This is a genomic window from Herbiconiux daphne (assembly GCF_024979295.1).
Taxonomy (GTDB): Bacteria; Actinomycetota; Actinomycetes; order Actinomycetales; family Microbacteriaceae; genus Herbiconiux; species Herbiconiux daphnes.
In genome coordinates this window covers 119,363-138,720 of sequence record NZ_JANLCJ010000007.1, presented here as the reverse complement: position 1 = coordinate 138,720, position 19,358 = coordinate 119,363, and the positions used below count along the sequence as shown (strand labels likewise).

Annotated in this window: 19 protein-coding genes; 10 read left to right on the top strand and 9 right to left on the bottom strand. The window is 69.7% G+C overall.

What is annotated here, in order from left to right; all coding sequences use genetic code 11:
* Positions 1-288: 288 nt before the first annotated feature.
* Positions 289-1,461: a GGDEF domain-containing protein gene (locus N1032_RS17930; protein ID WP_259540569.1), complete on the bottom strand. Its 1,173-nt coding sequence runs from the start codon at positions 1,459-1,461 to the stop codon at positions 289-291.
* A gap of 39 nt (positions 1,462-1,500) precedes the next feature.
* Entirely contained in the window at positions 1,501-3,135 is a 1,635-nt protein-coding gene (locus tag N1032_RS17925) for a sensor histidine kinase (RefSeq protein WP_259540568.1), read from the bottom strand.
* 93 nt (positions 3,136-3,228) lie between these two features.
* Here N1032_RS17925 and N1032_RS17920 point away from each other — a divergent pair, with 93 nt between their 5' ends.
* Genes N1032_RS17920 through N1032_RS17910 form a run of 3 tightly spaced genes read left to right on the top strand, consistent with a single transcriptional unit; the run spans position 3,229 to position 6,253 of the window.
* Positions 3,229-3,897, top strand: coding sequence for a response regulator (locus N1032_RS17920; RefSeq protein ID WP_259540567.1), 669 nt, complete (start codon positions 3,229-3,231; stop codon positions 3,895-3,897).
* A 2-nt stretch (positions 3,898-3,899) separates the two neighbouring features.
* Positions 3,900-5,102 (top strand): sensor histidine kinase, encoded by a 1,203-nt coding sequence (locus N1032_RS17915; RefSeq protein ID WP_259540566.1) that lies wholly within the window; start codon positions 3,900-3,902, stop codon positions 5,100-5,102.
* Positions 5,099-6,253 carry a hypothetical protein gene (locus N1032_RS17910; RefSeq protein ID WP_259540565.1) on the top strand — a complete coding sequence of 385 codons (1,155 nt, stop codon included), beginning with the start codon at positions 5,099-5,101 and terminating at the stop codon, positions 6,251-6,253. The genes N1032_RS17915 and N1032_RS17910 overlap by 4 nt, the downstream gene beginning before the upstream one ends.
* Positions 6,254-6,367: 114 nt before the next feature.
* Here the strand turns inward: N1032_RS17910 and N1032_RS17905 are convergent, their stop codons facing one another.
* Complete coding sequence (locus N1032_RS17905; protein ID WP_259540564.1) at positions 6,368-6,553, bottom strand: hypothetical protein; 186 nt, start codon at positions 6,551-6,553, stop codon at positions 6,368-6,370.
* 322 nt (positions 6,554-6,875) lie between these two features.
* Here N1032_RS17905 and N1032_RS17900 point away from each other — a divergent pair, with 322 nt between their 5' ends.
* Entirely contained in the window at positions 6,876-7,808 is a 933-nt protein-coding gene (locus N1032_RS17900; protein WP_259540563.1) for a TetR/AcrR family transcriptional regulator, read from the top strand.
* A 19-nt stretch (positions 7,809-7,827) separates the two neighbouring features.
* On the opposite strand, the gene N1032_RS17895 is transcribed toward N1032_RS17900, so the two are convergent.
* Positions 7,828-8,031: a hypothetical protein gene (locus N1032_RS17895; protein WP_259540562.1), complete on the bottom strand. Its 204-nt coding sequence runs from the start codon at positions 8,029-8,031 to the stop codon at positions 7,828-7,830.
* A gap of 66 nt (positions 8,032-8,097) precedes the next feature.
* On the opposite strand from N1032_RS17895, the gene N1032_RS17890 reads away from it, so the two are divergent.
* Both N1032_RS17890 and N1032_RS17885 read left to right on the top strand, forming a co-directional pair.
* Entirely contained in the window at positions 8,098-8,706 is a 609-nt protein-coding gene (locus N1032_RS17890) for an arsenate reductase/protein-tyrosine-phosphatase family protein (protein WP_259540561.1), read from the top strand.
* A 73-nt stretch (positions 8,707-8,779) separates the two neighbouring features.
* A complete protein-coding gene (locus N1032_RS17885) occupies positions 8,780-9,046 on the top strand; it encodes a hypothetical protein (RefSeq protein ID WP_259540560.1) in 267 nt (88 codons plus the stop codon).
* Position 9,047: 1 nt separating this feature from the next.
* Here the strand turns inward: N1032_RS17885 and N1032_RS17880 are convergent, their stop codons facing one another.
* The gene (locus tag N1032_RS17880; protein ID WP_259540559.1) at positions 9,048-10,307 is read right to left on the bottom strand and encodes an MFS transporter; all 1,260 of its coding nucleotides are present in this window, start codon (positions 10,305-10,307) and stop codon (positions 9,048-9,050) included.
* 55 nt (positions 10,308-10,362) lie between these two features.
* Here N1032_RS17880 and N1032_RS17875 point away from each other — a divergent pair, with 55 nt between their 5' ends.
* Entirely contained in the window at positions 10,363-10,944 is a 582-nt protein-coding gene (locus N1032_RS17875) for a CGNR zinc finger domain-containing protein (protein ID WP_259540558.1), read from the top strand.
* Here the strand turns inward: N1032_RS17875 and N1032_RS17870 are convergent.
* Positions 10,941-11,387, bottom strand: a complete 447-nt coding sequence (locus tag N1032_RS17870; protein ID WP_259540557.1) for a VOC family protein — start codon at positions 11,385-11,387, stop codon at positions 10,941-10,943. The genes N1032_RS17875 and N1032_RS17870 overlap by 4 nt on opposite strands.
* 35 nt (positions 11,388-11,422) lie before the next feature.
* Positions 11,423-12,502: an SDR family oxidoreductase gene (locus N1032_RS17865; RefSeq protein WP_259540556.1), complete on the bottom strand. Its 1,080-nt coding sequence runs from the start codon at positions 12,500-12,502 to the stop codon at positions 11,423-11,425.
* Positions 12,503-12,698: 196 nt separating this feature from the next.
* Here N1032_RS17865 and N1032_RS17860 point away from each other — a divergent pair, with 196 nt between their 5' ends.
* The 3 genes from N1032_RS17860 (at position 12,699) to N1032_RS17850 (ending at position 17,422) form a co-directional block, all read left to right on the top strand.
* On the top strand, positions 12,699-13,712 hold the full coding sequence (locus N1032_RS17860; RefSeq protein ID WP_259540555.1) for an ABC transporter permease: 1,014 nt from the start codon (positions 12,699-12,701) through the stop codon (positions 13,710-13,712).
* 83 nt (positions 13,713-13,795) lie between these two features.
* Positions 13,796-14,902, top strand: a complete 1,107-nt coding sequence (locus N1032_RS17855) for a substrate-binding domain-containing protein (protein ID WP_259540554.1) — start codon at positions 13,796-13,798, stop codon at positions 14,900-14,902.
* A 12-nt stretch (positions 14,903-14,914) separates the two neighbouring features.
* A complete protein-coding gene (locus tag N1032_RS17850; RefSeq protein ID WP_259540553.1) occupies positions 14,915-17,422 on the top strand; it encodes an ATP-binding cassette domain-containing protein in 2,508 nt (835 codons plus the stop codon).
* Between the two features lie 24 nt (positions 17,423-17,446).
* Here N1032_RS17850 and N1032_RS17845 read toward each other — a convergent pair whose 3' ends face one another.
* Both N1032_RS17845 and N1032_RS17840 read right to left on the bottom strand, forming a co-directional pair.
* Positions 17,447-18,976 carry a glycosyltransferase family 39 protein gene (locus tag N1032_RS17845; RefSeq protein ID WP_259540552.1) on the bottom strand — a complete coding sequence of 510 codons (1,530 nt, stop codon included), beginning with the start codon at positions 18,974-18,976 and terminating at the stop codon, positions 17,447-17,449.
* A 21-nt stretch (positions 18,977-18,997) separates the two neighbouring features.
* Positions 18,998-19,183 (bottom strand): hypothetical protein, encoded by a 186-nt coding sequence (locus N1032_RS17840; RefSeq protein ID WP_259540551.1) that lies wholly within the window; start codon positions 19,181-19,183, stop codon positions 18,998-19,000.
* Positions 19,184-19,358: the final 175 nt, after the last annotated feature.

Genomic DNA, 19,358 nt, shown 5'->3' with positions numbered 1-19,358 from the left:
CTGCTGCGGGCGCCGTGCTTCGCGCGGCGTCCGCAGGCCGCGCCGCGGCCTCTGCGGCGCGGGGCGACACCTGAGCGCGCGGTCGCTGCGCGGCCGCGCGCGCAGCTTGGGTCGTTGAGTGGGGCCTGGTGCGTTTGCGTCGCGTGCGCGGCGTGGGGGGTCGCCGAGGAGTCACTTTTTGGTGCCTAGCGGGGGTGGTTGGGCTGGTTTTTGACTTTTCGGGGAGGTGGGGGGGGGCTACTTTTCGGGGGAGGTGGGGGGCTGCTTTTCGGGGAGGTGGGGGGTGCTCTAGTCGAGGAGTGCGGTTTTGCGGCCTACGACGATGCGGTTGCCGCCCTCGTCGCGCGCTTGGAGGGTGGCGTCGTCGAGGCCGCGGCGGAGGGCCGGGAGGCTGTAGCCGAAGGAGTCGGTGTCGACCACGCCGAAGCTCGCGGTGGCGCGCAGCGACTGCTGCGGGTCGATCGGCTCGTCGACCAGGGCGGTCTGCAGCCGGATCGCGAGCTGTTCGGCCTCGGTGGCCCCCGCGGTGACGACGACGATCACGAACCTTCCGGCACCGGTGTGGCCGAGCAGCGACGCGGTGGGGGAGTAGTGGCGCACGATCTGCGCGACCGACCGGATGGCGGCGTCGCCGAACGATCGGCCGAACGCCGTGTTCATCTGCGGCAGGTTGTCGACGTCCATCGCGATCATCGCCAGCCGGTCACCGGTGAACGACGAGCGCTCCACCCAGTCGGCCCACTGCTGCATGAACGACGCGGCCGAGAGCACCCCGACCACCGAGTGCACCCCCACCGTCACGTCGCCGAGGGCCCGGGCGCCCGAGCGCTCGGCCTGCAGGATCGACATCGAGATGCTGCCGAGCAGCACCAGCAGAATGGTGATGACGGTCGCCGGCTGCGACCCGAAGTAGGTCTGGAAGATCTCGCTCGAGGGCCCGGCCGTCACGAAGATCGAGGTGCGCAGCACATAGAAGGCGCAGACGATCCACAAGACGAAGCTCAGGATGCGTGCATTGAGGTTGCGGCGCATCCGGGATCGCATCGTCTCGGCCCCGCCCAGCCCGGCGAAGACGGCGATGCCGATGAACAGCACGGTCGAGCCCGTCCAGATGCCGGCGTCGGGACCCTCGATCGCCGTGTAGGCAGCGGTCACACCGCCGGCCGCGAGCCCGACCGAGATGTAGGCCTTGCGCCCGTTGAAGACGCGGGCGCCCGACCAGATGGCCGCGATCGAGATGACGTAGGCCGTGTTGCCGATGGCGAGCACCCACCACAGGCCCGGGTTCACCGCCCAGACGAGGAACGACAGCGCGGTGAGCATGCCCGCGATGTAGGAGAGGCTCCAGAGCCGGCCCGACGGGTCGTTGCGCCGCATCGCGGTGTTGAGAATGAACGAGATGCCGCAGAGCACGATCACGAGGCCGCTGATCAGAAGGAGTGTGTCCGTGTCGAGCGCCATGCCGCGACTCCCCTCGATCGATGACTGTTCAGACGGAGTTTAGCGCGAGCGCGGGATGGTTGCGGTGAAGGTCGTGCCGACGCCGAGAGCGCTCGACACGACGAGATCGCCGCCGTGGCGCCGGATGATGTCGCGGCTGATGGTGAGCCCGAGCCCCGACCCGTGAATGGTCGACTGGCGCACCCCCTCGGCGCGGAAGTAGCGCTCGAACAGCTTCGTCTGCTCGAGCTCGCTGAGGCCGATGCCGGTGTCGCTGACGACGAGCTCGATCTGGGCGTCGGAGGCCCGCACGCTCACCGACACCGTGCCGTTCTCGGTGTTGTACTTGATGGCGTTCGAGAGCAGGTTGTCGACCACCTGCCGCAACCGGAACCCGTCGGCGTCGAGCAGCACCGGCTGGGTGACCGAGTTGTCGATGGCGATGCCGCGGTCGCCGGCCGCCAGGCGCTGCGCCTGGATCGACTGCGCCACGATTTCCGACAGGTCGCACTGGTTGAACGACATCACGATCTGCTGGTCTTTCTCGCTCGCCGCCGTGAGCAGATCGGCCACCAGTGCGAGCAGCCGGTCGGAGTTCGCCGACGCCACCTCGAGCATCGACCGCGTGCTCGTGCTCAGCGACTCGTCGTCGAGCGCGAGCTCGAGGTAACCGAGGATCGACGTGAGCGGCGTGCGCAGCTCGTGCGACACCGAGGCCACGAGGTCGTCGCGGGCCTGGATCGCGTTGATCTCGGAGGTCACGTCGCGCGACACCATCACCCCGCCGTCGAGCTGCCCGTCGGGGCCGGTGAGCGGCCTCGAGCTCACCGACAGCGCGAGCCGGTGCTCGCCGGGGTCGCCCATCCACACCACGAGATCGTCGAAGCGCTCGCCGGCGACGGCGCGCCGCATCGGCCGCTCCTCGTCGGGCAGGGTCGACGTGCGGTCGGCGGCGTAGAGCACCGGATGCTCCACGGTGGTCTCCGGCAGACCGAACTGCGCCTGGTAGCCCCGGTGGGCACGGTTCAGGATGGTCGTGCGCCCGGTCTGGTCGAACGCCACCACGCCGAAGGTCACGGCGTTGAGCACCTCGTCGAGCGTCTGCTCCTGCCGCCTCGCCCGGCGCAGCGCCACCTCGAGCAGATCGGCCTGCTGACGCAGCAGGCCCCGCTGGGCGGCCGTGCGCCTCGACGTGAAGAGCGTGGTGGTGGCGATGAAGGCGAGCGTGACGGGCAGCACGAGCAGCCCCGGGATGCTGTTGAGCGTCAGCGGGTCGCCGGTGACGAGGGTGCTCGCCCACAGCAGCACCGACGAGACCACGACGCTGACGACGGCACCCGTGAGCCCGAAGTAGCTCGAGAGCCAGATGACCGGAAAGACGAGCAGCAGCCCGGCGCCGAGCGCCGTGTTGCCCTGACGCACCGCCACGATCGCGACGATGTCGATGATCGGCAGCAGCGCGATCCACTGGGTGGGGATGGTCGACCAGGGAATGAGGGCCGCCGCACCCGTGAGTGCGAACACCAGTGCCACACCGCCGAAGAACTTCAGGTCGAAGACCGAGTCGGGCTGGAACACGAAGGCCGAGCAGACGAGCAGCAGCAAGGCGGCCGCCAACAGCAGCTGCGACTGGAAGACGGCCCGGTCGAGTCGCGAACGGCGATCCGCATCTCTGGCGTCGCTCCCCGGGCTCATGGGTCGAGGTTACAGCCAACTCCCGGTCGCCGATTGGACTGCGCGATCATGCGCCCGATATCATCCGATCAGGGGTCTGACGTGAATTCTGCCGTGAACGCTCGAAGCGCCGAACCGCACGGCGTCGCACCGCACCGCGTGGGAATCGTCGACGACCACGAACTCATCCTCGACGGGCTCTCCAACTGGATCGACGCCCACGCCCCCGATCTGCACATCGTCATCCGCGCATCCTCATGGGTCGACATGGCGCGTGACGCGCAGTTCCCGCCCGACATCGTGATCATGGACCTGCAGTTGAAGGAGCCGATCTCGGTCGAGGCCCGCATCCGCATCTGCCGTTCGGTCGGCGCCCAGGTGGTGGTGATGAGCGCGCTCGACTCGCCCGAGACCGAGAAACAGGTGCTGGCCGCCGGCGCCGCCGCCTTCGTGTCGAAGGCCCGGCCGGCCAACGATCTGGTCGACACCGTGCGCTCGGCGTTGGGCGTGGCATCCGGTCGCCCCGGTTCGGCGTGGGATGACGCGCCTCGCCGCACAGCGCCAGGAACCGCCATCCGGTTCACCGAAGAAGAAGAGGAGACGCTGCGGCTGTATGCCTCGGGCCACAGCCCGGTGGAGGTGGCGATGATCATCGGCACCAACATCCAGGCCGTGAAGAACGCGCTCGAGCGGGTGCGCGAGCAGTACCACTCCGAAGGGCGGGTCGCCGACAAGAAGCAAGACCTCATGCTGCGGGCCGCCGAAGACGGCTACCTGTCGTAACGGTGACACTCCAGATAGCGGCCGACATCGACGGCCTCGCCACCAGCCGGGCACTCGCGAAAGCGGGCACCTGGCTCGCCGGCGTGTTCCTGGCGGCCACGGTCGTGATCTCAGGTCTGTTCATTCCCGTGACCGGCCACTCCGAGATCGTCTACGGCCTCGCCGGCCTGGTGATCGTGGGGCTCGGCGTCGTGGCCGCTCTGCACACCGCGAGCTTCGGGCGCGCCCTGCTCTACACGCTCATCGCGTGCGCCGGCCTCTACGGGTTCGCCCTGGTGTCGGCCGGGGTGTCGGTGCAGGTGCCCGGCCCGACGCCGGCGAGCGACTACGTGCTGCTGTCGATGCCCGAGTTCGCCGTGCTCGTCGTGGGAATCTCGGCGCGCTCGCTCGGCAAGTCGATCGCGCTCGGCACGCTCGCGTTCTTCGCCGGCCCCGGTCTCGTGCAGCTCGCCGCCTGGCAGCAGGGCATGCCCCTCGCCGTCGACGTGCCCGTGCTGTGCTCCTATCTCGCGCTCGTGCTGTTCGTGACCGCCCTCTGGTTCGGGCGCCGTGACGCCGCGCGGGGCACCGCCCTCATGTCGGGGGCCGCGCTGGCCGAAGAACGGGATGTCGCACTCGAGCGCTTCTCGACGCGGGCCTCGAGCTGGCTGCACGACACCGTGCTGCACGACCTGAACGCGCTGGCGATGGCCGAGCCCGGCCCGTTGACGCTCGCCCACACCCAGGCCCTCGACCGCGATCTGGCGAACCTCGCCGACGTGCGTCTCATCCTCGACGAGCCGGGTCGCAGCGGTTCCGCCACCCGGGAGCTCGCCACCGTGCCCGCCCTGCTGGCGGTCGTGCGGGCCGCCGAGCAGAGCGGTCTGCGCATCCGCGTCGGTGGGGATGTCGCGGCCGTCAACGATCTCGCGCCCGCCGTCGTCACCGCCCTCGAGCGCGCCCTCGACGAGTGCCTCGACAATGTGCTGCAGCACTCGGGGGTGCGTGAGGCCGAGATCTCGGTGATGTCGAGCCCGCCCGGTCTCAGCGTGATGGTCTCCGACTCGGGATCGGGCTTCGACGTCGACGCGATCACCGATCAGGCCGTGGGCCTGCGGGTCGATGTCGTCGACCGTATCGTCGAGATCGGCGGGTCGGTGCAGATCTGGGCGCGACCGGGGGCGGGCACCGCGGTGTTCATCACGGTGCCGGAGGCCTCGTCGTGAGGGTGGGGCGCCGCTCCCGGCGGCACGTGCGACTGCCGAGCGGGGTGACCGCGCTCGAGCTCGATCCGCTGGCGGCGATCAGCGCGCGCGGGTTCCTCGTGGTGGTCGCCGGGGTGTCGATCGCGTGCGCCATCGGCTTGACGATCGCCACCGCCTCCCAGGTGTCGTCGTGGCCGCTGGCGATCGCCGCGCTCGTCTCGCTCGCCGTGGGCTTCGGCTGGTTCATCCGCAGCGCTTTCCGGTTCGATCTGGGCGTCACCAACGACAGGTTCGCCATCAGCTTCGCGGTGATCGCGATCGCCGCGGTGCTGAACTCGCTCAGCTGCCTCGGCACCAACGCGTTCGTGCGCGACGACTGGGGGCTCATCACCCTCGGGCTCGTGCTGATGGCGGCGGCGCCGTTCCGCACCTCCGCCGAACTCGGCACCTACACCGCGGTCTCCACCGTGCTCGCCACGATGCTGGCGCTGCTGCACACGTTCATGAGCGCCACAGCCGACGTGCCGCGGCTCGTGGTGGTGCTCGTGGCGGTGGCCCCTCCGCTCGCCTTCGGGCTCGGAGCGATGGCCTACGCCCGGCAGCTGCTGCGCGGCATCTACTCCGAGCGCCTCCGGCAGGCCGAGGAGCGGGAGCAGCAGCTCGACGAGCTGCGCCGCACCTTCGTCGACGACGACGTGGTGGGCGAGATCGGCTCATTGCGCGCCGAGATCGTGCCCTTCCTCGCGCGGGTGCGCGGTCAGGGCGTGCTGACGGTCGACGACCGCGTGCGCGCCGGGGTGCTCGCGCAGAACCTGCAGACCGCGATCAGCGAGTCGCGCCGGCTCGACTCGCTCGGCGACCACGTGGGCGAGTTGATCGACGAGAGCGACCTCGCGCCGCGCCTGCACGAAGACGACCGGGCCACGCTGCGCGCGCTGCTCATCGCCCTCAATGCCTCCGAGCACGCCCGGCCCGACGACATCACGCTCGAACTGATCGAGGGCGAGTCGTCGCGCTTCGGCGTGGTGCGGTGCGCGAGCGCCGACGTGCGGGCGCTGCGAGCCGACGTGCTGCCGTTCATCCGGATGACGCGGCTCATGTTCCGCCGAGCCGAGGAGCAGTCGGCCGGCACCGTGCTCCTGGTGCAATTCGACATCGACCGCCTGGGCTGATGGCCTGCACGCCGCCGCTTCGACCGGGCGTGCAGGGGCGTTGCGGGCCCGTGCGGATTTCCGCACCGATCGCGCATAGTTGCCGGGCGGCCCGTCTCGGGTGAGAGCGCGCTGCTAGCGTCGTGCCACGTCGAGGTTGTCGCCTCGATGTGTGACGAGGGAGTGCTCGATGGGTCTGCAGATCGCAGTCAACGCCGCGGTGGGAGCCGTCGTTGTCGACGCGGGCAGCGCGACCATGGCTTCGGCCGTGACGCGGGCGGATTCCGCACTCCCGAGATCCTCGGCAGCGGTGGTGGACAATGTCGCCGGTTCACCCCACCCAGCGATGATGCGCATCGCTGCCGAGCTCACTGCGACGGCCTCGCGAGCAGGTTCTGCCGCTCGCGGGGCCGCCGCGCCAGACCCGGCGTCCCGAGTCGCACCAGCCGTGCGCAGATAATCGGCATCGCGTCGAGGTGGCGTTCGGGTCCGCCGCGACGACGTCGTCGTTGTGCACGACCGTGACTCGGGGCGTCGCTTCTGTGCGACGCCCCCGCGCGGACTCACTACTCTTGAGAACATAAGACCGTTCGCCGGCGCGTGAGCGCGCGTTCGGCAGTGTTCTACTTTGGGGGTGCAATCCGTGGCCGATCGTGGTGCTTCTGCAGAATCCCTTCAGCGCCGCGCGCGTATCCGGGCGGCCGAGGTGCGCCGCCGCGTGCTGGATGTCGCTCTCGACCGGGTGGAGGGCATCGGCCTCACCATCGGCTTCGAGCACATCGTGATGGACGACCTGATCCGCGAGGCCGGCGTTCCCCGCAGCTCGACCTACCGGCTCTGGGACTCGAAGGAGGCGTTCGTCTCCGACCTGCTGATCGAGATCGCCTCCGAGACGTCGACGAAGCTCGCCGACGAAGAGACCCTGGCGATCAGCGAGCGCATCCTGTTCGACAACGTCGATCGGCTGCTGACCGAAGACGGCCGCAAGCGCGTGATGTTCGAGGTCATCCGGGTCGCCCTCGAGCACAACTACCGCGCGGTCATCGCGTCGGTGTCGTGGCAGTCCTACGTGGGGCTCTCGGCCACGCTCCTCAGCCACATGGAGTCGTCGGCCCGCGAAGACATCGAGCAGGCGCTGCGCACCGGCAGCGACGAGTTCATCGAGCGCATGGCCGAGTTCCACAAGTGGTTCTCGACCATTCTCGGCTACCGCATCCGCGAGGAGTGGAACGGCGACTACCGCCCCTACGCCGTGGTCATCTCGGCCGTCGTCGAGGGCCTCGGTCTTCGTCACCTCGGCAACCCGGGGCTCGTCGACGCGGCCTACCGCGGGCCCGCGACCATCTCGTCCGACGACGCCGAGTGGGCGCTGCCCGCCATCGCGCTCGTCGCCATCCTCGAGCGGTTCCTCGAGCAGGACCCGGAGTTCGACGCGATCGCGAACGTCGACGCGCTGAAGGCCATCAAGGCCGAGCGCGAGGCCGCGGCCGCAGCCGCCACGCACCCGCCGAGCGAAGGCGCCGCTTCCCCCTCCGACGACCTCGGCGGTGCCGCCGACCCTCAGCAGTCGGCGTAGAGGTCGATCTCGAGCCCTCTTACCCGACCGCGGTGGTTCCGATCAACGCCGCGAGAGCGACCTCGGCGGTGTCGTAGGGCCCCGACCAGGCCTGACGCGTGTGCACGTTCGCGAGCTTCGCGTGCCAGCCGTCTTTGAGACGGTAGAGACGGGCGATCGGTTTCTCGATGTCGCCGGTGTGGATGACGGCGTGGTCGTCGCCTTCGTAGTGCAGATTCCCCATGGTGCCGATGCTACTCACCACCACCGACGGCCGCTCGCACGGTTACGCTGCGGGTAGCGTAGACGTGTGCCCGAATTCTCTGTGCTGACCGTCTGTTCCGGCAACATCTGCCGCTCGCCGCTGGCCGAGCAGATCCTGCGGGCGCGGCTCGCCGACCTGCCGTCGATCGAATTCGCGAGCGCCGGAACCTTCGCCGGAGAGGGCGACCGGATGCCCGACGAGGCCGCCGAGCTCTCGGTGCGTTTCGGGGGCGACCCGTCGCAGCACAGCGCGCGGTACCTGACCGAGCAGATCGTGGGCGGCTCCGACCTCATCCTCGCGATGTCGCGCAGCCACCGCCGCGAGATCGTGGAGCTGGTGCCGCGCAAGGTGTCGGTCACGTTCACGCTGCGCGAGTTCGCGCGACTGTCGGAGGGGTTGCCCGACGCCGAGATCGCCGAGGCCGCGTCGCGGGGCACCACGGTGCGGGCGGGTCTCGCCGAGGTGGTGGCGCTCGTGGTGTCGCGCAAGGGGCAGGTCGGGCTGCCGTCGTCGACCGATGTCGACGACATCATCGACCCCTACCGCCGCAGTGCCGAGACCTACGAGCGGTCGGCCGCCCAGCTCGTGCCGGCGGCCGAAGAGGTCGCCCGCGTGCTCCGGGTCGCGGCGGGTGCCGCCGGCCCGGCTCTCTGACCCGCGCCGAAACCCGCCCAGCCGAGCTGTCAACCCCCGCGCCGGATGCCCGCCGCCGGAGTTGGCTGAGGGCATGACCACTCGACACAGCCACCTGCCCGCGCGCATCCGCGCCCTCGCCATCGGCACCCTCATCGCGGCCGGCGCCGTCACCGGCCTCGCCGGCTGCAACGCCGACGCGCAGACCGAATACCCCGAGCGCACCGAGTCGGGCACCCCCGTGGCGCCCAACGACGAGGTCACGCCCCTGCCCGAGACCCCCTCGCCGACACCGACGGGCACGGATGTTCCGGCACCGGTGCCGAGCTCGTCCGACGACTCCGGCACCCTCAGCGGCTGAGTCACGCGGTCGGCGGCGCGGTGATCTCGTCGAGCGCACGCAGGCGGCGCACCGGCGAGAAGATCACCGGCAGGCTGGCCGTGGCCATCGCGGCCGCCCCGATCAGCCCGCCCGCCCACGGCCCCACCGCCGTCACGAGCGCTCCGCCGGCCAGCGCGCCGAGCGAGAGCGCGCCCCACGACACCAGGCGGTAGGCGGCGTTCACCCGCCCGCGCAGGTCGGGCGTGACGGCGAGTTGCCGCAAGCTGACGGCCTGGGAGTTGGCGACGCCGATGCCGATCCCCGAGACGACGAAGGCGGCGGCGAGCCCGGCGATTCCCGGCCACCCGGGCAGCCCGGCGAGTAGCACGCCCACGAACGGCGCCGTGTTGCCGAAGGCCATCGCCACGATGAGCGACCTGCCGTAGCCGAAGCGCGCGGTGAGCCACTGGCTGCGGATGCTGCCGACGAAGGCACCCACCCCGACGCCGGTGAGAACCAGGCCCAGAACGACCGGGCCGTAGCCGAGGGTCTGCAGCAGCAACACCGACAGCGCGATCATCAGCACCTCGTTGCCGAGGTTCCACAGGCTCGCCTCGCCCACGAGCGCGCGCAGCACGGGGTGGCGCCAGAGCACCGCCACCCCGGCGCGGGCCTCGGCCAAGGCCGAGGAGCGCTCGTGCCGTGACCGGCGGGGCTCGGTGACCCGGATGCGTGAGATGAGCGCTGCCGAGAACAGGTAGCCGACCGCGTTGACCCCGACCGCGAGCGGCGCGGTGAGAGCCTGCACCAGCACGCCGCCGAGCCCCGCTCCGGCGACCCCGATGGCCGACTGGGTGGCCGTGATGCGGGCGTTGGCGTCGATCAGCGCGGGCTCGTCGACGACCTGGGGCAGAAAAGAGAAGTCGGCGAGCGAATAGAGCACGGTCAGCGACCCCACGAGCACGGCGGCGCCGATGAGCATCGGAACGGTGAGCCAGCCGGCCAGCGCGAGCCCGCACACCGCGAGCAGAAGGATGCCACGCCCGAGGTCTGCGACGATCATCAACGGTCGCCTCGGCATCCGGTCGACCAGCACACCCAGCCAGAGCGTGAGCAGCAGGTAGGGGGCGAGGAGCGCTGCCCGCACGAACGAGAGTTCGGCCGCGGTGGCGCCGAGCGTCACCAACGCGAGCACCGGCACGGCGAGTTCGCCGATCTCGGCTCCGAGCGACGAGAGTGCGCTCGCGCCCCAGACTTTGCGGAAGGCCGGCACCCGCCAGGCGTTTGTAACCGTGGTCATGCTCAAGAAGGTTACAAGCAACCGTCAAATCCGCAATGCCGGTTATGGTGGAGGCATGACCGCAGCGGCCGACCTGCCCACGACGACCTCGCCGGTCACTCCCGCGCCCGGCGAGCTCGAGTTCGTGCGCGCCTTCGTCAACACCCTCGACATCGAGGCGCACACCGAGCGCCTGGCCGACCCGGCGTCGTGGGCAAAGTGGGCCGCAGAGCACGACCTCGGTGCCGCCGCCACGGCCGCCGACCTGCGCGAGGCGCGGGCCTTGCGCGAGACGCTGCGGCAGGCGCTGCTCGCGAACCACGACCGGGCCCCGCTGCCGGCCGAGACGATCGAGGCTCTGGATGCCGCGGCCGACCGCAGCCGCCCGGCGCTGCAATTCTCGGGCCGAGGGTCGCACCTCGTGCCTCGGGGCTCGGGGGTCGACGCCCTGTTCGGCCGCGTGGTCGCCACGGTCGCGGCCGCGCTGGCCGACGGAACCTGGCAGCGTCTCAAGGTGTGCGCCTCCGACGACTGCCGGTGGGCGTTCTACGACACCTCGCGCTCGCGCACCGGGCAGTGGTGCTCGATGAGCATCTGCGGCAACCGGGCGAAGCAGGCCCGCTACCGTGATCGCGCCGGCGCCCGCGAGCAGCCCTAGCGGGGCGACTGCCAGATCTCGAGCTGAATGCCGTCGGGGTCGCGGAAGTAGGCCCACTTCGAGCCGGTGAGGTGACCCTCGGTGATCTCGATCGGCGAACTGCTGAACACCGCTCCCTTGGCCGTGAGATCGGCGACGGCGCCCTCGATGTCGTCGACCTCGAAGCACACGTGAGTCGCGCCCACGTCGCAGTTGCGACGGTCGAAGTCGTCGCCGACCGGCACCTGGTATTCGAGGAACTCGATGCGCGTCGAGCCGATCCGCAGCATCGAGAAGGTGAGCTCGGCATCCGTCACCTGCACGCCCTGCGCGAGTTCGGGGCCCGACCCGTGATTGATCGCGTCGGGCGTGAGGTCGAACATGCGGGTGTACCAGTCGCGCGATCGCTCCAGATCGCGCACGGTGATGCCCACGTGATGCACGCCTTCGAGAATGAACGTCATCGTCTTCTGCCTTCCAACGTCGTCGGGGAGAGGGGTCAGGGAATGATGCGCGCCGCCCGGTAGCGTTCGACCTTGTCGAAGAAGCTCCACGGCGTCGACCGGAAGTTGAGGAAGCCGGCCTCCCGGCTCTTGTTCATGCTGGTGAAGCACTCGACGTTGCGTCCCAGGTCGCTGTCGGTGTGCCACCAGCTCGCCAGCCGGTCGACGTCGCTCTCGACCAGGTCGTTGTCGCGGGCGATCTGCTGCCAGATCTCGGCGGCCCCGCCCATGCGGGCCGCGAGCGGATCGGGCGACTCCTCGAAGCCCACCCAGTCCACGCCGAAGTGCTCGGCGACCCGCGGCCAGAACCAGCGCCACCGAAAGACGTCGCCGTTGGCGATGTTGAAGGCCTGGTCGCGGCCGGCGGGGTCGGTCGCCGCCCACTCCAGCTGCTCGGCGAGCAGGTCGGCGTCGGTGACGTCGGTCACGCCGTTCCACTGCGTGAACGACCCCGGAAAACGGAACGGCTCACCGGTGGTCTTGCAGATCGTGGCGTAGACCGAGAGAGTCAGGGCCATGTTCATGGCGTTGCCGACGGCGAAGCCGAACACGGTGTGGGCGCGGTGCACGCTCCAGCCGAAGCCGTGCTCGGCCGCCGAGGCGAAGAGCTCGTCTTCTTGCGCGTAGTAGAAGTTGGGCTTGTCGAGCCGCTCCTCGCTCTCGCGGAACGGGGTGTCGGCGGTCACGCCGGTGGCGTAGTTGTCGAACGGCCCGAGATAGTGCTTGAGGCCCGTGAGCAGAGCGACGTGCTCGACGGTTCCCCCGGCCGTCGCCGCGGAGAGCACGTTGCGCACGATCGCGCTGTTCACCGCGATGTTCTCGTCTTCGGTGTCCTGCTTCATCCACGCGGTGATGAACACGAGCTGCGGATGCACGCCCTCGACCGCCGCGAGCAAGCCGTCGGCGTCGAGCAGGTCAGCTGCGATCGGGGTGACGCCGGGCACCGGGGTGGCGAGCGACCGCGAGACGCCGAACACGTCGAATCCGTCGGCCACGAGACGTCGGCTGAGGGCCTGACCGGCGATTCCCGTGGAGCCGATCACCAGCGCTCGCCGCGGGATTGCTTCGGTTGACATCGTCGTCCTTCCATTGGCTTGTTCACAGTAAACGTACACTTCAGCTGCACGTCAAGGGCCGCGCTCGGCGACATCCGTCGCTCAGTAGCGGGGGTGGCCGAATAGTTATCAAAAGCCGTTGTGAACACTTGGAGGCAGGTGTAAAGCTGTACTCAACGACGAGTTCGACGAAGACACTCGAGGTTCTGGAGACGGCATGAGCGTGACGGAGCGGCAGCACACCGGGCTGAAGAGTTCGCGGTTCACCGTTTCGCGCGGCCTGATCACGGTGGGCGTCGCCGTCGTCGCATTGTTCATCGTGAGCGCCATCGTCGCTCCGTCGAGCATCTCGCAGGGCGCCATCCTGGGCATGCTGCCGTTCTTCGCCGTGCTCACCTGCGTGGGGCTCGGGCAGATGCTCGTGGTGCAGCAGGGCGGCATCGACCTCTCCATCCCGGGCGCGGTGTCGCTCGCGATCGTGGTGGTCAGCCGCATCCCGAACGGCGACAACTCGCTGCTGCTGCCCGCCGTGCTGCTGGCCACCGGCATCGCGGCCCTCGCCGGAGTGCTCAACGGCGTGCTGGTCGGCCTGCTGAAGCTCAACGCCATCATCGCGACCCTCGGCACCAACGCCCTGCTGTTCGCCGTGGTGCTCGGCATCTCGGGCGGCAGCCCCACCACCACCACGAGGGCGCTGCGCGACATCGCCGGCGGTCTGTCGTTCGGCGTGCCCAACTCGGTGTTCTTCGCGGTGGCCGCGCTCATCGTCGTCTCGCTGATGGTGAAGAAGACCGTGCCCGGGCGCCGGTTCGAAGCCGTCGGCGCCAACCCGATCGCCGCCCGTGCCACCGGCCTGCGCGTGCGCACGCACCAGGCGGCCGCCTACGTGTGGGCGCAGCTGCTCTACTGCCTCGCCGGCATCCTGCTCGCCGGCATCACGGCGCAGCCCACCGCGTTCCAGGGCAACTCCTACCTCATCCCCGCCGTCGCCGTGGTGGTGCTCGGGGGCACCTCGCTGCTCGGCGGTCGCGGCTATCCGCTCGCCACCGTCGTGGCCGCCCTGTTCCTCAGCCAGCTCGACCAGTTCGTGCTCGCGGCGGGTGTGCCGTTCGCGGTGCGCTCGATCATCCAGGCCGCGGCGCTCGCCGTCGGGGTCGGGCTCTACACCATCAACTGGGCGGGCATCCGGGCGCGACTCGGGCACCGTCGGCGGGCAGCAACCGCCACCTGACCACCCGAAGACCCGATATCCGATCTACGACGACGTAGACACGTGCGGCAGAGGCGCCGCCTGATGTGAGAGGAACGCAAATCATGGCAATTCGAAAGAGGATCGCATTCTCGGCCGCGGCGATGAGCGTCGCCGTGCTGGCCCTGGCCGCCTGCAGCAGCGGCGCGCCGTCGTCGAACGACACCCAGACCACGGGTGCTCCGGTCGAGGGCGCCCCCGACTGGTGCGGTCCCAACCAGATCAGCCTGGGCCTGCTCGACGGGTTCGGCGGCAACAGCTGGCGCAAGATCACCACGGCGGCCGGAGCCGACGAGGCGGCGAAGTGTCCGAGCGTCACCGACTACCAGTACGCCGACGGCCAGGGCGACACCCAGAAGTCGATCGCCGACATCCAGGGCATGGTCGCGAAGGGCGTCAATGCGCTGGTGGTGTTCCCGGATGCCGGCGAGGCCATGCTCCCGGCCCTCCGCAGCGCCTACCAGGCCGGTGTCGTGACGGTTCCCTACCGCGTCAACCCGGGCGGCGAAGACGGCGTCGACTACGACGCGTGGATCGGTGCGGACTTCACCACCGACGGCGAGAACTGGGGCAAGTGGATCACGACGAACTTCCCCGACGGCGCGAAGATCCTGTTCGTGAGCGGCCCGAAGGGCAACAGCCAGGGCGAAGACGAGCTGGCTGGCATGAAGACGGTGTTGACCGATCCGTCGTACGAGTTCATCGGCGAGCAGCCGTTCGAGCCCACCAACTGGGACCCGGCGCTGACGCAGCAGGTGCTCACGAGCGCGATCGCCAAGAACCCGCAGATCGACGTGATCGTCTCCGACTTCGGCCCGTCGCTCGTCGGCGCGCTGCCGGAGTTCACCAAGAGCGGCCGGTCGATCCCGGCTCTGGTCACCTCCGACGGCAACGTGCTCGGCTGCTTCTGGACCGACAACCAGGCCGCCAACCCCGACTTCAAGATGATGACGGTGGCGACGGGCAACGACAACGTGCGCCTCGCCGTGCAGTACGCGGTCGCGAAGGCGACCGGCGGCGTGCTGCCCGACACGACCACCTTCGACGCCCCGGTGTTCGAAGACTCGGTGAGCGGAACGCCGAACCCGGTCGAGTGCGAGGCCGACCTGCCCGGCGACATCTTCTTGTCGGCGGAGATGAGCCCCGAAGACCAGGCGGCGCTCCTGAAGTAGCGAAGGAACCCAGTGGACACGCAAATCGAAGAGGTCGACACCTCCGTCGCCGTGCTGTCGCTCACCGGAATCTCGAAGTCGTATTCCGGTGTGGCGGCGCTGACGGATGTCTCGTTCGACGTGCTGCCGGGCGAGGTGCATGCTCTGCTCGGCGAGAACGGGGCCGGCAAGTCGACGCTCATGAACGTGGCATCCGGAACCGTGCAGCCCGACGACGGCAGCATCCGGGTGAACGGTGAGCAGATCGACTCGCTGAGCCCCGCGCTCGCGGCGCGCCTCGGCATCGCGATCGTGCACCAGCACCCGGCTGTGCTGCCCGACATGAGCATTCTCGAGAACCTGCAGCTCGCGCTGCCGGCCTCGGTGTTCCAGGGCAAGGGACCGATCGACGAGTACGCCACCTCACTGATTCGGGAGTCGGGCCTCACCGCCCACGTGGGAGACCGGGTCGATTCGCTGAGCGTGGCGCAGAAGCACCTGCTCGAGATCACCAAGGCGCTCGCGCTCGACCCGAAGGTGCTGGTGCTCGACGAGCCCACCGCCCCGCTCGGGCAGGACTCGGTCGATCTGCTGTTCGGGCGGGTGCGCGAGGCCGTGGCGCGGGGAACGGCCGTGGTCTACATCACTCACCGCATGGCGGAGGTGCGGCAGCTGGCCGACCGCGTCACCGTGCTGCGCGACGGCAAGCTGCGCGGGGTGGCCGAGGTCGACGAGGTGACCGACGACGAACTGCTCACCATGATCGTGGGCCGGCAGATGGAGTCGACCTTCCCGCCGAAATACACGGCGGCCGACGGCGACGAGATCAACCTCGTGCTCGACGGCATCTCGGGCGACGGCTTCGTCGACGTGTCGGCCGCGGTCAAACGCGGCGAGATCCTGGGCATCGCGGGCGTGGTCGGCAACGGCCAGAGCGAGCTGCTGCGCGGCATCGCCGGGCTCGACTCGTTCACCGGCCGCATCGTCGTGGGCGGCACCGAGATGACGTCGTCGCAGCTGCTCGAGGAGGCCGCCTACCTGCCCGCCGACCGGCACACCGAGGGCCTGATGATGTCGCTGACGGTGCGCGAGAACGCGGCCGTCGCGGCGCTCAAGCGATTCAAGCGCTGGGCTCTCGTGAGCAACAAGCTCGAGGTCGACACCGTGGGCGCGACCCTCGACTCCCTCGAGGTGAAGGCGGCGTCGATGGATTCCGTCGTCTCGTCGCTCTCGGGCGGAAACCAGCAGAAGGTCGTGATGGCCCGCGCGCTGCTCTCGCAGCCCTCGATCGTGGTCGCCGACGAGCCGACGCAGGGCGTCGACGTCGGGGCGCGGCTCGAGATCTACCGCATCCTGCGCGAGGTGTCGGCCTCCGGCATCCCCGTGGTCGTGGCGTCATCCGACGCCAAGGAGCTCGAGGGCCTGTGCGACCAGGTGGTGGTGATGAGCCGCGGCAACGCCGTGGGCACGCTGCTGGGCGACGACATCACCGAGACCCGCATCGTGCAGTCGGCCGTCACGTCGACCGCCCACACGGCCAACGTGCAGCTCGCGTCGGAGCGGGTGGCCCGGTCGACGCCGTTCCGCCGTTTCATCCAGGGCGACTACGCGCCGTCGGCGCTGCTTGTGGGCGTGATCCTGGTGCTGGGCGCCTTCATCTTCAGTCAGAACGTGCGCTACCTGAGCGACTTCAACATCTTCTCGGTGCTGATGCTGGTGAGCGCGCTCGGCTTCATCGCGCTCGGCCAGACCATCTCGCTGCTGATCGGGGGCATCGACCTGTCGGTGGGCCCGCTCGCCGGGTTCCTGGTGGTGGTGGGGTCGTTCTTCGTCAACGACGACAAGCCGCTGGGGGTGGTGGGACTCGGCATCCTGCTGATGTTCGTGCTGGCCATCGCCACGGGTCTCATCAACGGCTCGCTGATCAGGTTCGGCAAGTTCACCGCCATCGCCGCCACGCTGACGCTCTACATCGCCCTGCAGGGCCTGAGCTTCTTGTTGCGCGACTCGCCCGGCGGCTACATCGCGGCCGGCTACACGGCGGTGCTCACCACTCGCGTGGGCCCGGTGCCCGTGATCTTCATCGTGCTGATCGCGTTCACGGTGGTGCTCGAACTGCTGCTGCGCAAGCGCAAATGGGGCTGGCGGCTGCGGGCGACGGGGTCTGACGAAGAGGCCGCCCGCCGCGTGGGTGTCAACATCGACCGCACGGTGGTGTTCGCCTACATGGCCACGTCGGCGCTCGCGTTCTGCGGTGCCCTCGTGCTGATGACGCAGATCGGTGTCGGTGACCCGGCCCAGGGCGTCAGCTACACGCTGTCGAGCATCACGGCCGTGGTGCTGGGCGGCACGTCGCTGCTCGGTGGCCGGGGAACCTTCGTCGGCAGCCTGCTGGGGTCGATCCTGTTGATCCAGGTGCTGAACGCCACGACGTTCCTCGGGTTGACGCAGATGTGGCAGTACATCTTCCAGGGAGTTCTCATCCTCGTGGCGGCCGTGTTCTACTCGGTGGCGAGGCGGCGGCGCAAGACACTGGTGTGACCGGTCGGCGAGCGGCGTGGCCGGTCAGTCGAGGTGGGCCAGCCTCGGCCAGAGATCGCTCCAGGGCGTGAGCGGATGCCGGCACACGGCGATCGGCTCGCCCTGCTCCTCGTTGTCGACGTCGTCGCCGTTGTCGAGTTCGGCCACGGCGTCGCAGCGCTCGAACAGCGGCGTGATCTCGGTGGCGAGCGCGCCCACCACGATCACGGTGTCGACGTCGTCGGCCGGCCGCCCCAGCGACGCCAACGCGTTGTGTCCGCTGAAGACCGGGGGCAGGGCCGACGATCCGAACCGGTCGAGCGCTCCGGCTTCGCCGTAGTTGGAGGTGACGATGGCGGTGCGCGCCGGTGAGGTCGCGGCATCCGCGGCCACCGTGGCCGCCACCGCCTCGACCTGGGCGACGTAGCGCGGCCAGCCCACCTGGTCGGCGGTGCTCTGGTTGATGGCGGGGATGGGGGTGGCCCCGAGCAGCCCGACCGGCACCACGGGCAGCGAGATGACGCTGCTCACCGCCGAGTTCAGCGCCACGACCGCGACGACGAGCACGCGCCGGCCGCGGGAGGAGCCCGCCCAGCGCGCCACGGGAACGCAGCCGAGGGCGTAGAGGCACACCAGCAGGCCGTAGGGGTAGTAGAACTGTGCGCCCGCGAGCGCCACCAGCACGAGCAGCACGCCGAACGCCACCGGCACGAAGCGCAGGTCGGCCCACTCGCGCCGGCGGAACGGCGCCACGATGCCGGCCACCCAGAACGGCACGAGCGGCGGCCCGAGCAGAAGCAGCAGGAACGGCCACATCAGCACGCGCACCTCGTCGCCGTTGCCGCCGCTCAGGGCGCCGCCCATCGCGAGCTGCGGCCATCCGTTCGCCCACTGGTAGACGAGGTTGGGCAGCCCGATCACGACGATCAGTCCGACGCCGGCGTAGAGCCAGGCCGACCGCAGCACGCGCCGCGGCCCCACGACGGCGAGACCCGCGGCCAGGGCGACGAGCAGCAGGGCGATGAGCAGCTTGTTGTAGGTGGAGAGGCCCACGATCGCGCCGGCGACCAGCCACCATCGGGCGTCGCGGCGCACCGCCTTGATCACGGCGAGCACCACCGCCGGCCAGACGAGCAGGTCGATCGACGCCGTGAGCAGCACGTGTCCGAAGGCGAGGGTGAACGAGCCGAACGCGTAGCCCCAGGCCGCGAGACCCTGCGCGAGCCGACCGCCGCCGACCTCGCGGGTGATGAGCGCGACCACGATCACCGACGCCACGGCGCAGACGATGGCCGGAAGACGAAGGGCCCACGGCTCGTCGGTCAGCCCGCTGAGCAGGCGGGCGAGCGCCGGGGTCAGCGGGGGCTGATCGACGTAACCCCAGGCGGGCGGCAGCAGGCGGAAGTAGAGCTCGTCGCGGTGGTAGCCGTAGAGGTTCGCGAGCGCCCCGAGCACGACGGCCAGCGCGCCGGCCGCCCCCAGCACGGGCCCTCGCGCGAACCGCGGCGCGAGGCCGTCAGCGTCGCGGTCAGCGGATGCAGAAATTTCGTGGACAGACCCCGTATGCGACGCCACTCGCCGAAATTTCTGCATCCGCTAACCGCCTGCGGGTGCCGAAGGGTCGTCGGGCCGTGCTCCGCGATCGCGCGGCTGCTCGCCCTCGACCTCGGCCTCGTGCTCGACGTCGAGTTTGTCTTTCTCGCTGCGGGCGTAGGAGTACACCACGATGCCGATGGCGATCAAGACGATGATGCCGATAGGTATCCAGAAGATGGGGTCCATGGTTCATTCAACCGCAGATGACCCCGCCGGGCCGAGAAGAAACCCGGGCAGAGAACGCCGGACAGAGAGAAACCCCGGACAGGCGCCATTGCCATGATTTCCCGTCCGGGGTCGTCCGGGCACGTCGGCCCGGGCATGGTCGCCACCCAGGGTGGGGGGCCCAGTGGGGGCGAAC

What these genes read in the sequence shown, in the direction of transcription:
- N1032_RS17930 (WP_259540569.1), bottom strand. Translation starts at nt 1,461, where the DNA reads ATGGCGCTCGACACGGACACACTCCTTCTGATCAGCGGCCTCGTGATC.
- N1032_RS17925 (WP_259540568.1), bottom strand. Translation starts at nt 3,135, where the DNA reads ATGAGCCCGGGGAGCGACGCCAGAGATGCGGATCGCCGTTCGCGACTC.
- N1032_RS17895 (WP_259540562.1), bottom strand. Translation starts at nt 8,031, where the DNA reads ATGGGGAATCTGCACTACGAAGGCGACGACCACGCCGTCATCCACACC.
- N1032_RS17885 (WP_259540560.1), top strand. Translation starts at nt 8,780, where the DNA reads ATGACCACTCGACACAGCCACCTGCCCGCGCGCATCCGCGCCCTCGCC.
- N1032_RS17880 (WP_259540559.1), bottom strand. Translation starts at nt 10,307, where the DNA reads ATGACCACGGTTACAAACGCCTGGCGGGTGCCGGCCTTCCGCAAAGTC.
- N1032_RS17875 (WP_259540558.1), top strand. Translation starts at nt 10,363, where the DNA reads ATGACCGCAGCGGCCGACCTGCCCACGACGACCTCGCCGGTCACTCCC.
- N1032_RS17870 (WP_259540557.1), bottom strand. Translation starts at nt 11,387, where the DNA reads ATGACGTTCATTCTCGAAGGCGTGCATCACGTGGGCATCACCGTGCGC.
- N1032_RS17865 (WP_259540556.1), bottom strand. Translation starts at nt 12,502, where the DNA reads ATGTCAACCGAAGCAATCCCGCGGCGAGCGCTGGTGATCGGCTCCACG.
- N1032_RS17860 (WP_259540555.1), top strand. Translation starts at nt 12,699, where the DNA reads ATGAGCGTGACGGAGCGGCAGCACACCGGGCTGAAGAGTTCGCGGTTC.
- N1032_RS17855 (WP_259540554.1), top strand. Translation starts at nt 13,796, where the DNA reads ATGGCAATTCGAAAGAGGATCGCATTCTCGGCCGCGGCGATGAGCGTC.
- N1032_RS17840 (WP_259540551.1), bottom strand. Translation starts at nt 19,183, where the DNA reads ATGGACCCCATCTTCTGGATACCTATCGGCATCATCGTCTTGATCGCC.